At 64.1% G+C, this 15,334-nt stretch carries 10 protein-coding genes; 7 read left to right on the top strand and 3 right to left on the bottom strand.

Translation table 11 applies throughout. The features are described from left to right. The first annotated feature begins 3 nt into the window (after positions 1–3). Entirely contained in the window at positions 4–603 is a 600-nt protein-coding gene (locus tag CRO75_RS08015) for a hypothetical protein (protein WP_097134931.1), read from the top strand. 125 nt (positions 604–728) lie between these two features. Here the strand turns inward: CRO75_RS08015 and CRO75_RS08010 are convergent, their stop codons facing one another. Further along, positions 729–2,150, bottom strand: a complete 1,422-nt coding sequence (locus tag CRO75_RS08010; RefSeq protein ID WP_007923136.1) for an amino acid permease — start codon at positions 2,148–2,150, stop codon at positions 729–731. A gap of 582 nt (positions 2,151–2,732) precedes the next feature. Here CRO75_RS08010 and CRO75_RS08005 point away from each other — a divergent pair. The 3 genes from CRO75_RS08005 (at position 2,733) to CRO75_RS07995 (ending at position 7,498) form a co-directional block, all read left to right on the top strand. After that, the gene (locus tag CRO75_RS08005; protein ID WP_097134930.1) at positions 2,733–5,840 is read left to right on the top strand and encodes a transglycosylase domain-containing protein; all 3,108 of its coding nucleotides are present in this window, start codon (positions 2,733–2,735) and stop codon (positions 5,838–5,840) included. Positions 5,841–6,140: 300 nt separating this feature from the next. Continuing rightward, a complete protein-coding gene (locus tag CRO75_RS08000; protein ID WP_009045406.1) occupies positions 6,141–6,716 on the top strand; it encodes a PadR family transcriptional regulator in 576 nt (191 codons plus the stop codon). After that, complete coding sequence (locus CRO75_RS07995) at positions 6,713–7,498, top strand: siderophore-interacting protein (protein ID WP_097134929.1); 786 nt, start codon at positions 6,713–6,715, stop codon at positions 7,496–7,498. The genes CRO75_RS08000 and CRO75_RS07995 overlap by 4 nt, the downstream gene beginning before the upstream one ends. A gap of 71 nt (positions 7,499–7,569) precedes the next feature. Here CRO75_RS07995 and CRO75_RS07990 read toward each other — a convergent pair whose 3' ends face one another. Then, complete coding sequence (locus CRO75_RS07990; protein WP_097134928.1) at positions 7,570–8,238, bottom strand: Pr6Pr family membrane protein; 669 nt, start codon at positions 8,236–8,238, stop codon at positions 7,570–7,572. Between the two features lie 9 nt (positions 8,239–8,247). After that, positions 8,248–8,478 carry a VF530 family protein gene (locus CRO75_RS07985; RefSeq protein WP_007923118.1) on the bottom strand — a complete coding sequence of 77 codons (231 nt, stop codon included), beginning with the start codon at positions 8,476–8,478 and terminating at the stop codon, positions 8,248–8,250. A 349-nt stretch (positions 8,479–8,827) separates the two neighbouring features. Between CRO75_RS07985 and CRO75_RS07980 the strand changes: the two genes are divergently transcribed. The 3 genes from CRO75_RS07980 to CRO75_RS07970 all read left to right on the top strand — a co-directional run bounded on the left by CRO75_RS07980 (position 8,828) and on the right by CRO75_RS07970 (position 15,095). After that, positions 8,828–10,867, top strand: a complete 2,040-nt coding sequence (locus tag CRO75_RS07980) for a TonB-dependent receptor (RefSeq protein WP_097134927.1) — start codon at positions 8,828–8,830, stop codon at positions 10,865–10,867. A gap of 303 nt (positions 10,868–11,170) precedes the next feature. Next, complete coding sequence (locus CRO75_RS07975; RefSeq protein WP_097134926.1) at positions 11,171–12,544, top strand: carbohydrate porin; 1,374 nt, start codon at positions 11,171–11,173, stop codon at positions 12,542–12,544. 130 nt (positions 12,545–12,674) lie between these two features. After that, positions 12,675–15,095, top strand: coding sequence for a glucose/quinate/shikimate family membrane-bound PQQ-dependent dehydrogenase (locus tag CRO75_RS07970; protein WP_097134925.1), 2,421 nt, complete (start codon positions 12,675–12,677; stop codon positions 15,093–15,095). Positions 15,096–15,334: the final 239 nt, after the last annotated feature.

Raw genomic sequence — 15,334 nt, 5'->3', positions numbered from 1 at the left:
AGCATGCAACTGACTTATCCCAAGGCACCCGCCAACGGCGCTCAGGTACTGCGCCCGGCTCTCCAGGCGGCCCTGCAGAGCAAAGGCTTCGGCGTCAACCGCCAGTTCGCCCAGGCCACCGCCAGCAAAGTGAGCCTGTCCGAGCCCTACCGCGGCTACTCGCTGAGCCTGGAAGACCTGGCCCAAGGCAAAGGCCTGCAGCAGGCCACGCTGGGGGACTGGCATTACCTGGTGTTCAGCGACGGAGTCTCGATTGCCGATGCGCAACTGGCGGAAGTCGCCGGCCAGGTCGAGTTCTCGTCCCTGAACCACGGCGCCCTGGCGTCGGCCACGGTCAATGCGCTGAACCTGGCGGAAAAGGCGCCGCACCTCAAAGGCCAGACCTTTGAACTGCGTGTGTTGTTTGTCTCGGCGCTGCATGTCGCGGCGATCTGGCTGCACGCCAGCGATGAAGACGTGCTGATCCCGATCGAACCAACGCCCAAGCACCTGGCGAGCACCAAGCTGTACAGCGAGGCCGCGTTGCTGGCCCTGCTGGCGCCCGCCGCGCAACAGGCGAAAGCGGCGTTCGATGCGGACACCACGGGGCTGTTGGGGAGCTGACCGTTCACCGGGCTGCGGTGAACGGGCGGTTGCAACACTAAAACCCGGAACCGCAGAAACATAGCCCGCATAAAAAAGCCCCCGGTCACTGACCGGGGGCTTTTGGTTTTAATCACCTGATGGCGTTACGACGCCGAACGCACCGCGCCCTGTTGGGCATTGTTCGGTTGCAGCTTGAACAGGTAGAACAACGCCGTCAGCAGCACCAGGAACGCCGGCCCCACATACAGCGCCACGCGGGTGTCCGGGAAGTAGGCCATCAGCCCCACCACCAGCACCAGGAACGCCAGGGCCAGGTAGGAGCTGACCGGGTACAGCCACATGCGGTACTTCAGGCCGGCACGTTCCGAGGCGCTCAGGCCTTTGCGGAACTTGAGCTGGGCCAGGAGGATCATCACCCAGGTCCAGATCGCACCGAAGGTGGCGATGGAGGTCACCCAGACGAACACTTTCTCCGGCACCAGGTAGTTGAGCAACACGCCCAGCAGCAAGGCGAAGATCGACAGCAGCAGCGCGCGACGCGGCACGCCGTTGTTCGAGGTCTTGGCGAAACCGGCCGGGGCCTGGCCGTTCTGCGCCAGGCTGTAGAGCATGCGCCCGGTGCTGAAAATGCCACCGTTGCAGGACGACAACGCGGCGGTGATCACCACGAAGTTGATGATGCCGGCGGCGGTCTTGATGCCCAGGCGCTCGAAGGTCATCACGAACGGGCTGCCCTGGGTGCCGATTTCATTCCACGGGTAGATCGACAGGATCACGAACAGCGCGCCCACATAGAACAGCAGGATGCGCCAGAACACCGAGCCGATGGCGTTGGGAATGGTCTTCTGCGGGTTGCGCGCTTCACCGGCGGTGAGGCCGATCATCTCCACGCCCAGGTAGGCGAACATCACCATCTGCAGGGACATCAGCACGCCGGTCACGCCGTTGGGCATGAAACCGCCGTGGGTCCACAGGTTGGAGATGCCCAGCGCCACGCCGTCATTGCCGAAACCGAAGGCAATGATGCCGACGCCACCGATGACCATGGCGATGATGGTGACGATCTTGATCAGGGCGAACCAGAACTCGAACTCACCGAAGGCCTTGACCGCGATCAGGTTGATCGAGCCCATGCTCACCAGGGCCGCCAGAGCCCAGATCCAGCGCGGCACGTCGGGGAACCAGATGCCCATGTACACCGCCACCGCGGTGATTTCCGCAACGCAGGTCACCAGCCACAGGAACCAGTAGTTCCAGCCAGTGAGAAAGCCCGCCAGCGGGCCGAGGTAGTCTTGCGCGTAACGGCTGAAGGAACCTGCGACCGGGTTATGCACGGCCATCTCGCCGAGGGCGCGCATAATCACCAGAATCGCCAGGCCGCCGAGGATGTAGGACAGCATGATGGCCGGGCCGGCCATTTCAATGGCCTTGGCCGAACCGAGGAACAGGCCGACACCGATACAGGCGCCAAGCGCCATCAAGCGAATATGCCGTTCGCCGAGTTCGCGTTTCAGCGGGCCGCCTTGAGCGGTCTCGCCTTGGGGCAGGTGGTTGCCAACTGGCATAGGGATACAACCTCATCTTGTTATTGGATATGAGCCACCGAGCCTGTGAGGCACGGACGGATAATCCGTGCCAACCAGATCGGATCGACCTTGTGGGCCGACACGTCTTGTAGGACAAATCCTGCAAGATCAGTGGGGCGTGCAGTATAAAAAGCTGACGGCAGGCTTTTTCACTCTATAAACAGCTAAATTCAGAGAGAAATCTCGGTATTTTCCGGTTTTGCGGAGTGGCATTACCTGGAATTTTCGCCGTTTGTCATTTTTGAACGGCGCCGAGTATTGCACAGCCATGGTGCAGCGTCATGCCCCTACCTAGGACCTATTTACCGGTCGCGATAGCTCTATCTCAAGCTTCTTTCGCCTCGCCCCATGCCCTGCAGGAGCGAGCTTGCTCGCGATAAACCCGAGGGCGCCGCGATGCTTCGGATACACCGAATCATCGTTGACGACCGTCGCGAGCAGGCTCGCTCCTACAGGGGGGAGGTGAATGCTTTCAGGTTGCGCACAAATTTTTCACCATTGCCCACCACCGTCTAAGCTTCAGACAAGTCCGATCAATCTGCGTGAATGGATCAGTCGACTATGGGTGCTTTGTGGCAGACCGATTCGAGTAAAAAAGTAGTGCCAACTGATCGCGTGGAAGAAGCGCCTATCCCTGAGAAATCCCATTCAAGCCGGCTTTGGTGGCGGCTGTTCTGGCTATTGCTGCTGATGGCGCTGGTCGCCCTGGGCTTCGCCGCGTCCAAGGAAATGCGCACCTCGAAACTGCAGGCGCGCGAGCTCAGCAAGTTCGCCGCGGACCTGAGCTATTCCATGGCGCCCGGCCCCAGCGATGCCATCGTCTACCCCGGCGCCGGGCCCTTCGACAAGCGCCTGGGCTACAGTGCCCTCGATGACTTTCTGGCGCGCCTGCTCAAGCGCGGTTACGTGGTGGAGGCCCAGACCCGCTTCTCCCCCGCCTTGATGAACTACAGCGAAAACGGCTTCTTCGTACCCTATACCGAGAAGATTCAGGCCGGGCTGTCGATCACCGATTGCCGCGCGGCGCCGCTCTATCAATTCAAGTACCCGCAGCAGCTCTATTCGAGCTTTGCCGCCATCCCGCCGGTGATGGTGCGCAGCCTGCTGTTCATCGAAAACCGCGAGTTGCTCGACCCCGACCAGCCCCTGGCCAACCCGGCGGTGGACTGGCCGCGCTTCGCCAAGGCCGCCTGGTCGCAAGTGGCCAAGCTGCTGCACCTGCCAGGGCAGACGGCGGGCGGCAGTACCCTGGCGACCCAGCTGGAAAAGTACCGGCACTCACCGGACGGCCTGACCGTGTCCGGCGCGGAAAAGATCCGGCAGATGATTTCCGCCAGCGTGCGTGCCTACCAGGGCGGCCAGCAGACCCTCGAGGCCCGGCGGCGCATCATTCGCGACTACCTCAACAGCGTGCCGCTGTCGGCCGTGCCCGGCCACGGTGAGGTGCATGGCATGGCCGAAGGGCTGCGGGTCTGGTACGGCGCCGACTTCACCCAGGTCAACGAGCAGCTGGCGAGCACCGCCAACGATCCGCAGAGCCTGGCGCAACGCGGCCTGGCCCTGCGCCAGGTGCTGTCGTTGATGATCGCCCAGCGCCGGCCTTCGCATTACCTGTCCAAGGGCCGCCAGGAGCTGGCCGAACTCACCGACAGCCATATCCGCGTGCTGACCCAGAATGGCGTGATCGATACGCCGCTGTCCGAAGCTGCCCTGGCCAGCAAGGCCACCTTCCGCGACTGGGTGCAGCAACCGACGATCCAGCCGATCGAAACCAATAAGGGCATCAGCGTCGCCCGCAGTCGCCTGGCCGGCTTGCTCAACCGGCCGCTGTACGACCTCGATCGCCTCGACCTGTCCGCCACCAGCACCCTGCAAAGCGACCTGCAACGCCAGGCCACCGAGTACCTCAAGCACCTGGCCGACCCGGTGTTCGCCGCCGAGATCGGCCTGCTCGGCGAACGCCTGCTGACACCGACCAGCACCACCCAGGTGCGCTACAGCTTCACCCTGCTCGAGCTGACGCCGGACGGTTCGCGGGTGCGGGTCCAGACCGACAGCACCGACCAGCCCTTCGACATCAACGAAGGCAGCAAGCTGGAGTTGGGCTCCACCGCCAAGCTGCGGGTCCTGACCACCTACCTGCAGATCATTGCCGAACTGTACGAGCAGTACGGTGCCGAAACCCCGGCGGTACTGAAGAAAGTCGAGATCGCCGAACAGGACCGCCTGAGCCGCTGGGCCGTGGACTACCTGATCCAGAACAGCGACCGCAGCCTGCCGAAAATGCTCGAGGCGGCCCTGGACCGCAAATACTCGGCCAGCCCCGGCGAGAGTTTTTTCACCGGCGGCGGGCTGCACACCTTTCATAACTTCCGCAAGGAAGACAACGGCCGCATGCCGGCCCTGCGCGACGCCCTGCGCGAATCGATCAACCTGCCCTTCATCCGCCTGATGCGCGACCTGGTGCGCTACAGCACCTACGCCGGCCCGAGCAACAGCGCCGCCCTGCTCAAGGACGACGGCGACCCGCGGCGCCAGGAATACCTGGCCAAGTTCGCCGACCGCGAGGGCACTTCTTTCCTCCTGCGGTTCTGGAAGAAATACCGCAACAAGGACACCCAGGCGCGCCTGGACACCTTCCTCGACAGCATGCACCCGACGCCGATCCGCCTGGCGGCCGTGCACCGCTACCTGCTGCCGGAAGCCAGCCAGGAGAGTTTCAACAGTTTCGTGCGCTCGCACCTCAAGGGCGCCAAGCTCACGGAGAAACTCACCGACGAACGCCTGGACAAGCTCTATTACAGCTACGGCCCCGGCTCCTACGACCTGCCCGACCAGGGCTACATCGCCAAGGTGCACCCGCTGGACCTGTGGCTGCTCGGCTACCTGCTGAACCACCCCGACGCCAAGTTCAGCGAGATCGTCAAAGCCAGCGAATTCGAGCGCCAGGAGGTCTACAGCTGGCTGTTCAAGAGCCGGCACAAGAGCGCGCGGGACAGCCGCATCCGCACCATGCTGGAGATCGAGGCGTTCCTCGACATTCACCAGCGCTGGCAGAAAGTCGGTTATCCGTTCGATCACCTGGTGCCCTCGCTGGCGACCGCCATCGGCAGTTCCGGCGATCGCCCCGCGGCGCTGGCCGAACTGGTCGGCACCATTCTCAACGACGGCGTGCGCATGCCGACCCTGCGCATCGACAGCCTGCACTTCGCCGCCGATACGCCGTATGAAACCAAGCTGGTCAACGACCCGGCCGAGGGCAAGCGGGTGATGCCTTCTGAAGTGGCCACGGCGCTGCGCGGCGCCCTGTCGCAAGTGGTGGATGCCGGTACTGCCAAGCGCCTCTCCGGCAGCTTCAAGCTGGCCGACGGCACGCCGCTGGCCATGGGCGGCAAGACCGGCACCGGCGACAACCGTATCGAGGCCATCGGCTCCGGCGGACGGATCCTCAGTTCGAAATCCATCAACCGCACCGCCACCTTCGTGTTCTATATCGGCGAACACCACTTCGGCACCCTGACCGCCTATGTGCCGGGCGTCTCGGCGCAAGCCTTCAAGTTCACCTCGGCCTTGCCGGTCCAGGTGCTCAAGGGCATGGCGCCGATCCTCACGCCGTACCTGCAACCGGGCAGCAATACCCAATGCCTGGGCAGCCTGGCCCAACGCTGAAATCTCCCCCCGCAACGTAGCCGCCTTGTAGCCGCTGCCGAGCCCGCGAGGCTGCGATCGGCTGCGATCGGCTGCGTAGCGGCCGCAAACCGGGCAACCCCGTTGCTCCAGGAATCACTGCGGAGGCCGTTTTGCGAGGACTGCGTCCTCGATCGCAGCCTCGCAGGCTCGGCAGCGGCTACGGACTGTCTCGATTCTCCCCCTCTGCGACAAACGGCTGATGCGGCCAGCACGGAAGTACTTGCGCGGCTTTTAAGATATATCTTAAGTTATGTCTTAACCGCACAGGAGAAAGAGAAAATGAGAGAACACCACCACCCCCACCGTGAGTACGGCGACGGCCACGACGGTTTTGAAAAACGCCCCGGGCGCGAACGCGGCGGCCGTGGCCCGCGGGTCTTCGCCCCCGGCGACCTGAAGTTGCTGCTGCTGGCGCTGATCGCCGAGCAGCCGTGCCACGGTTATGACCTGATCCGCCAGATCGAAGGCATGTTCGATGGCGCCTACAGCCCCAGCCCGGGCGTGATCTACCCGACCCTGACCTTCCTCGAAGAGAGCGAACTGATCAGCGGCGACGCCGAAGGCGGGAAAAAACGCTACAGCGTGACCGAGGCCGGCCGTCTGTCCTTACAGGACCAGGCGATTGCCCTGGATGGCGTGCGCATGCGTATCGACGTCAGCAAGCGCTCGCTGCGCGGCCACGATCGCCCGGCGGAAATCCACGAGGCGGTACACAACCTGCGCCACGCCCTGCAGATGCACCACGGCCGCTGGAACCCGCAAGAAATCCTGCGCGTCCGCGACCTGCTGAACAATACCGCCCGCGCCATCGTCGACGGCCCGGCCCCCTCTTCCACTCAGGAGTCAGCTGAATGACCGCAGACAATTCGCCATCGATTCATCGGGTCAGCCACGAGATCAAACGCCGCCGCCTGGAAGTGCTGCGGGTGGTCGACCTGACCCCGCGCATGCGCCGCATCACCCTGGGCGGGCCGGAACTCGCCGGTTTCATCAGCCTGGGCGGCGACGACCATATAAAGCTGCTGTTCCCGCAGAACGCCGAACAGCAGGCGGCCCTGGAAACCCTGGTGCTGGGCCCCGGCAAGGACAACGGCGCAATGCCGGCCATGCGCGACTACACGCCACGGCGCTACGACCTGGACATCGGTGAACTGGATATCGATTTCGTGCTGCACGGCGACGGCCCTGCCTCGACCTGGGCCGAGCAGGCCAGGCCCGGTCAGTTCCTGCATATCGGCGGGCCGCGCGGCTCGATGATCGTGCCGGACATCTTCGACAGCTACCTGCTGATCGGCGATGAAACCGCGCTGCCGGCGATTGCCCGGCGCCTGGAAGAATTGCCGGCCGGGCGCCGGGTGCTGGCGGTGATCGAGATCCAGGACGCCGCCGAGCGCCAGGTGCTGGCGAGCGCGGCGCAGGTCGAGGTGATCTGGGTCGAGCGCGACGGCGGCCAGCAGGACCTGATCGGCACCGTGCGCGGGCTGCAGGTACCCAGCGGCAAGCTGTATGCCTGGGTGGCCACGGAAAGCAAAGTCTCGCGGCAGATTCGCCGGGTACTGCTGGACGAGCACCGGCTCGACGACGAGTTCGTCAAGACCGCCGGTTATTGGCGCCTGGACAGTAGCGAAGAAGAATAAGCGGCGGTTTTGCCGCCTTTCGCGGGCAAGCCTCGCTCCGACCTAGGAACGAGGCTTGCCCGCGAAAGCATTCAGCCGGACGATACCGAGCCAGCCCCCCGCCACCGATCAATACCCACCAACAGCAGCGCCACCAGCACGAATCCCGCCAGAATCCCCAGCGCATTCACGAACGCCTGCGCATAGCCCAGCTTGTCCACGTCGACAAAAGGATAGGGATACAGCCCCAGCACATGCCCGCGCAGCAGCACATAAGCGAAGTACAGCAGCGGGTAGAGCATCCACCCGGCGACATGTCGCAGCCCCAGGCGCCCCTTGGGCACGCAGCACCACCAGTAGACGAGAAACAGCAGCGGCATCACGTCGTGCAGCAACTCGTCCGCCACGAACTGCCAGCCCTGGGGATGCCACAGGTGACGCAGCAACAGGCTGTACGCCAGCCCCACTACCACAATGCTGACCGCGATGCCGCTGCTGACCCAGGGTTGCAGAAAGAACCGCTGCCCGCGCGAGCTGCGCAGGTCCAGGGCACAGGTCAGCACCACCGCCACCAGGGTGTTGGTGAGCACGGTGAAGAAACTGAAAAAGTTGATCAGCCCGCCCAGCAGGCTGGCGTCCACCGTCCAGCGCAGATGAAGGATCAGGTACAGCTGGATCGTCAGCCCCACCCAGCCGAGCAACGCGGCCAGCGCGGTGAACAGCCGTTTGCCGCCTGAAGGAAAAACCGGCTCGACAGCCATCGAAGGTCCTTAGAGCGGGCGTTTGGTGCGCTGCAGTTTCACGTACAGCTGCTCGACTTTCTCCCGCGCCCAGGGCGTCTTGCGCAGAAAGGTCAGGCTCGACTTGATGCTCGGGTCGCTCTTGAAGCAACGAATATCGATGCGCTCGGCCAACCCCTGCCATTCGTAATGTTCCACCAGCGCCTTGAGGATCTGTTCCAGGGTGACGCCGTGCAGCGGGTCGTTGTTCGTTGCAGTCATGCCGGGCCTTTGAGCAAGAGAAAAAGGAAGTCGCGCACCTTAGCCGAGGGTTCGATCCGGTGGAAGGGCGAACACTCATCAACTGTAGCCGCTGCCGCAGGCTGCGATAGCGCCGAAGGCGCTCATGCACCTGAGATCGCCGCGAGCGTTCCGCTCGATCGCAGCCTGCGGCAGCGGCTACATCGGAACGAATGCCCCCTCTCCTGAAAAAGTTCCTTCCTTTTTGCGCCAAAAGAGATGTTATATTGTATCAATACAAAACAAACCCCTGATCCAGACACCTCGCCGTGTCACGCCTGTTCTCTTTTGACTCAAAGCGCATAGCCTCGCGCTTGCCAAGGAATGACCGATGTCCCTCTCTGCCCCCCGCCCTTCTCGCTCTTTACTCTGGCGCCTGACGCCGCTGTCCGCCGCCTTGCTGCTCGCCTCCCAGGCCCACGCCCTGGAGTTGCAACCGCAGGTCATCACCGCCAACCCCCTGGGCAGCCAGCAAACGGCAGCGCCGAGCACGGTACTGGAAGGTGACGACCTGACCCTGCAACAACAAGGCAGCCTCGGCGAAACCCTGAATAAACAGCCGGGCGTGTCTTCGTCCTACTTTGGCCCGGGCGCCAGCCGGCCGATCATTCGCGGCCTGGACGGCGATCGCATTCGCCTGCTGCGCAACGGTGTCGGCGCCCTGGATGCGTCGTCGCTGTCCTACGACCACGCCGTGCCGCTGGACCCGGTCAACGTCGAGCGCATCGAGATCATCCGCGGCCCGGCCGCCCTGCTGTATGGCGGCAGCGCCATCGGCGGCGTGGTCAACACCTTCGACAACCGCATCCCCACCGCCGCCATCGAAGGCATCCACGGTGCCGGTGAATTGCGTTATGGCGGTGCCGACACCACCCGCAGCAGCGCGGGCAAGCTGGAAGCCGGCAACGGCACCTTCGCCTTGCACCTGGATGCTAACTCGCGGCAGTTCAACGACCTGAAAATCCCCGGCTACGCCCGCAGCCGCCACGCCCCAGCGAGTGAAGACGGCGACGGCAAAAAGGGCCGCCTGGGCAACAGCGACGGCCGCCAGGACGGCGGCGCCATCGGCGGTTCCTACACCTGGGACGACGGTTACGCCGGGCTGTCCTACAGCAACTACGACTCCAACTACGGCTCGCCCGCCGAAGACGACGTGCGCATCCGCATGAAGCAGGATCACTACGCCTTCGCCTCGGAACTGCGCAACCTCGACGGCCCTTTCAGCTCGCTGAAGTTCGACGCCGGCTACACCGATTACGAGCACCGCGAAATCGAAGGCGGCGAGACCGGCACCATTTTCAAGAACAAGGGTTACGAAGCCCGGGTCGAAGCGCGCCACCAGCCCCTCGGCCCGCTCAATGGGGTGATCGGCACCCAGGTCAGCCGCAGCGAATTTTCCGCGCTCGGCGAAGAAGCCTTCGTTCCCCAGACCGATACCGACAGCGCCGCGCTGTTCATCCTCGAAGAATTGCAGGCCACCGAGCGCCTGAAACTCAGCCTCGGCGGGCGCCTGGAACACACCCGCGTCGACCCGGACAGCAAAGGCAACGAGCGCTTCAGCCAGGCCGACAGCTCCAACAGTTTCACCGCCGGCAGCCTGTCGTCCGGCGCGGTCTACACCCTGACGCCGATCTGGTCCGTGGCCGCCACCCTGGGCTACACCGAACGCGCGCCGACCTTCTACGAGCTGTATGCCAACGGCGCCCACGTGGCCACCGGCACCTATGAAGTCGGCGACGCCAACCTGTCGAAAGAAAAAGCCGTGTCCAGCGACCTGGCCCTGCGTTTCGACAACGGCACCCACAAAGGCAGCGTCGGGGTGTTCTACAGCCACTTCTCCAACTACATCGGGCTGCTCGGCAGCGGTCGCACCCTCAACGATGAAGGCGAGGAGGACGCCGGTGGCATGCCGGAATACACCTACTCCGGGGTCCGCGCGCGGTTTGCCGGGATCGAGGCCCAGGATCACTGGAAGCTCGGCGAAAGCGCCTACGGCAAGTTCGCCCTGGAACTGTCCGGCGACTACACCCGCGCCAAGAACCTGGACAACGGCGAAGCCCTGCCACGCATCGCACCGCTGCGCCTGAACAGCGGCCTGCTGTGGGAGCTGGATCGCTGGCAGGCGCGCATCGATGTCGAACACGCCGCCAGCCAGCGTCGCGTGCCGGACAACGAAAGCGGCACCGACGGCTACACCACCCTGGGCGCCAGCGCCGGTTACCACTTCGACATCGGCAGCAGCCAGTGGCTGGCCTTCGTCAAGGGCGAGAACCTGACCAACCAGACCGTGCGCTACGCCAGCTCGATCCTGCGCGACATCGCCCCGGCCCAGGGGCGCAGCATCGAGGTCGGCTTGCGCACCACCTTCTGAGGCTCTGACCCGCGACGGCCTGCAACGGGCCGTCGCGCCACGGCTTTCCTGGCGTTCACCGCGCCAGCAGGCCCCGTGCTCCAGGCGGCGACGCAGTACTGTTACCGAATCCGAAATGATTCATGTCAACAAAAGCCCTTTCTCTCGCCTGGCCCCTGATTTATTCTTCGCGCCGCTCAGGCTGAAACCTTTAATCCTGCCCTTTGAATCAGCTGTATTAACGTGCTCGCGCTGCCGCGAACCGAGCCACGTCGAGCCTTTGCTTGCCTGCCCATTTCCTTGAATAAGACCAAGACTTCACCTATGCCAGACGTTCAAACCTTTAAAGACAGCGCTGTCTCTCGCTCTGCCGCCCTGCACCAAACCATGACCCTGCTCGGCGCCCTCGGCCTGGCCACCTGCGCCCAGGCCGCGCCGGCCTTCGACAGTGAGTCCCCGTGGATGCTCGGCGACTGGAATGGCAACCGCACCGAGCTGGCGAAAAAAGGCTACGACTTCAAGATCGACTTCGTCGGCGAAATGGGCGCCAACCTGCATGGCGGTTACGACCATGACCGTACCGCGCGCTTCAGCGACCAGTTCGCCTTCGGCAGCCACCTGGACCTGGGCAAGATCCTCGGCTGGAACGATGCCGAGTTCCAACTGACCATCACCAAGCGCGACGGCGACAACATCAGCAACGACCGCATCAACGACCCGCGGGTCGGTGGCTTCACCTCGGCCCAGGAAGTCTGGGGCCGCGGCCAGACCTGGCGCCTGACGCAGATGTGGTACCAGCAGAAATTCTTCGACCAGAAACTCGATATCAAGGTCGGCCGGTTCGGCCAGGGCGAAGACTTCAACAGCTTCCCCTGCGACTTCCAGAACCTCGCGTTCTGCGGCTCCCAGGTCGGCAACTGGGCCGGTAGCGTCTGGTACAACTGGCCGGTCAGCCAGTGGGCGCTGCGGGTCAAATATCACCTGACCCCTGAGCTCTACGCGCAGATCGGCGCCTATGAGCAGAACCCGTCCAACCTCGAGCGCGGCAACGGCTTCAAGCTCAGCGGCAGCGGCACCCAGGGCACCCTGCTGCCGGTGGAACTGGTGTGGATGCCGAAACTCAACGGCCTGCCGGGTGAATACCGCGCCGGCTACTACTACAGCAGCGCCAAGGCCAGCGATGTGTACAAGGACAGCAACGGCCAGCCGGCGGCCTTGAGTGGCGAGGCCTATCGCAGCAGTTCGAGCAAACACGGCCTGTGGCTGGGCGCGCAACAGCAGATCACCAGCCTGGCCAGCGACCACTCGCGCGGCTTGAGCCTGTTCGCCAACGCGACGATGCACGACAAGAAGACCAACGCCATCGACAACTACGTCCAGGCCGGCCTGGTCTACAAGGGCCTGTTCGATGCGCGCGCCAAGGACGACATCGGTTTCGCCATGGCCCGGGTCCACGTCAACCCGGCCTACCGCAAGAACGCCGAAGCGACCAACCAGGCCAACCTCATCCAGGACTACGACAACCCGGCCTACCTGCCGCCCCAGGACACCGAATACAGCGCCGAGCTGTACTACGGCGTGCATGTCACTAACTGGCTGACCGTGCGCCCGAACCTGCAATACATCCGCCACCCGGGTGGCGTGGACAAGGTCGACGACGCGCTGATCGGCGGGATCAAGATCCAGAGCTCGTTCTGAGGCGCACCAGCAACGCGCCTAATCTGAATAAAACTGTTTTTCCCAAACACTGCTGAACCATGCCCGCGCCTGATCGTCATCTACAGTGAACAAGCGCGGGACTACCTTAAACGTCACGGAGAACCACACTATGAGCACTGATGGTGCTTCAAGTCCGAGCCGCCTGCTGCCGAGCCTGCTCGGTATCTTGCTGCTGCTAATGGGCCTGGCCATGCTGGCCGGGGGGATCAAGCTGAGCATGCTCGGCGGCTCGCTGTACTACCTGTTGGCCGGTATTGGCCTGATCGTCAGCGGCGTGCTGCTGCTGGCCGGTCGTAGTGCCGCGCTGCTCGTCTACGGGGTGGTGCTGTTCGCCAGCTCCGTCTGGGCACTGTGGGAAGTCGGCCTGGACTGGTGGCAACTGGTGCCACGCCTGTCGCTGTTCTTTGCCCTGGGTGTGGTTCTGCTGCTGCCATGGTTCCGTCGTCCGCTGCTGCGCAACGGCCCGGCGCCTGTGAGCACCGCGGTACTGGGCGTGGCCGTGGTCCTGGCCGGTGGTGCCGCGATCAACAGCCAGTTCACCAATCCGGGCGAGATCTCGGGCGAACTGGGCCGTGCAAGCGCCGACACCACCAGCGCCGCGCCGACCATGCCCGAAGGCGACTGGCAGGCATATGGCCGCACCGAGTTCGGCGACCGCTACTCGCCGCTGACCCAGATCACTCCGGCCAACATCGGCAAGCTGCAGGAAGCCTGGCGCATCCGCACCGGCGACATGCCGACCGCCAAGGACCCGGTGGAAATCACCAACCAGAACACCCCGCTGAAGGTCAACGGCATGCTCTATGCCTGCACCGCCCACAGCCAGGTGCTGGCGCTGGACCCGGACACCGGCAAGGAAATCTGGCGTTTCGACCCGAAAATCCAGGGCCCGAACGGCGATGACTTCCGTGGCTGGGCACACATGACCTGCCGCGGCGTGTCGTACTACGACGAAGCCAACTTCAACAAAAGCGACGCCATCAGCACCCCGGCCAGCCTCTCGGCCGCCGGCCAGGCGATCGCCGCCAGCTGCCCGCGTCGCCTGTTCCTGCCGACCGCCGACGCGCGCCTGATCGCGATCAACGCCGACACCGGCAAGGTCTGCGAAGACTTCGGCAACAAAGGCGCCGTGGACCTGAAGGCCGGTATCGGCCCGTTCACCCCGGGCGGCTACTACTCGACGTCGCCGGCCGCCATCACCCGTAACCTGGTGATCATCGGCGGCCACGTGACCGACAACGAGTCGACCAACGAACCGTCCGGCGTGATCCGCGCCTTCGACGTGCACGACGGTCACCTGGTGTGGAACTGGGACGCCGGAAACCCCGACGTCACCACGCCGCTGCCGGAAGGCCAGACCTACACCCGCAACTCGCCGAACATGTGGTCCCTGGCCAGCGTCGACGAGAAGCTGGGCCTGGTCTACCTGCCGCTGGGCAACCAGATGCCTGACCAATGGGGCGGCAACCGCACCGCGGGCGCCGAGAAGTTCAGCGCCGGCACCGTGGCCCTGGACATCGATACCGGCAAGCTGCGCTGGAACTACCAGTTCACCCACCATGACCTGTGGGACATGGACGTGGGCAGCCAGCCGACCCTGGTGGACATGAAGACCGCGGACGGCATCAAGCCGGCGCTGATTCAGCCGACCAAGCAAGGCAGCCTGTATGTTCTGGACCGTCGCGATGGCACCCCGATCGTGCCGATCCAGGAAGTACCGGCGCCGGGCGGTGCGGTCGAAGGTGACCACACCGCGCCGACCCAGGCCCGTTCGGACCTGAACCTGCTGCCGCCGCCGCTGGAAGAAAAAGGCATGTGGGGCGCCACGCCGTTCGACCAGATGCTGTGCCGCATCCAGTTCAAGGAACTGCGCTACGAAGGCCAGTACACCCCGCCGTCGATCCAGGGCAGCCTGGTCTACCCGGGTAACGTCGGTGTGTTCAACTGGGGCAGCGTGTCGATCGACCCGGTCCGCCACCTGCTGTTCACCAGCCCGAACTACATGGCCTTCGTTTCCAAGCTGGTGCCGCGCGCCGAAGTCGCCGCCGGCAGCAAGCGCGAAAGCGAAACCTCCGGTGTGCAACCCAACACTGGCGCGCCGTACGCGGTGATCATGCATCCGTTCATGTCGCCGTTCGGCGTACCTTGCCAGGCCCCGGCCTGGGGCTACGTGGCCGGTATCGACCTGACCACCAACAAAGTGGTGTGGAAGCACAAGAACGGCACCAGCCGCGACAGCTCGCCGGTACCGATCGGCCTGCCCATCGGCGTGCCGAGCATGGGCGGCTCGATGGTCACCGCCGGTGGCGTGGGCTTCCTCAGCGGCACCCTGGACCAGTACATCCGCGGTTATGACGTGAACAACGGCAAGGAACTGTGGAAGTCCCGCCTGCCAGCGGGCGGCCAGGCCACGCCGATGAGCTACACCGGCAAGGATGGCAAGCAGTACGTGCTGGTGGTCGTGGGTGGCCACGGCTCGCTGGGCACCAAGATGGGCGACTACATCATCGCCTACAAACTGTCGGAATAAGCGTTACCGGCGGTGAATGAAAAGGCGGCTACCTGCGGGTAGCCGCCTTTTTTTGTGGGTGGCGTTTGGGGGGAGTGTCTTTGGCCTTTCATTTTGTATTGCCCGGCCTGACGTCATCGCGAGCAAGCTTCGCTCCTACAAGGACGGTGCAATACCTGTAGGAGCGAGCTTGCTCGCGATAGGGCCCACCCAACCACCACAAGGCGCCCAGGCGATAACGATTCATGTAGCCGCTGCCG

This window comes from Pseudomonas sp. LAMO17WK12:I10 (assembly GCF_900215185.1).
Taxonomy (GTDB): Bacteria; Pseudomonadota; Gammaproteobacteria; order Pseudomonadales; family Pseudomonadaceae; genus Aquipseudomonas; species Aquipseudomonas chlororaphis.
The sequence above is the reverse complement of the archived record's forward strand: the minus strand, read 5'-3'. Positions and strand labels throughout refer to the sequence as shown.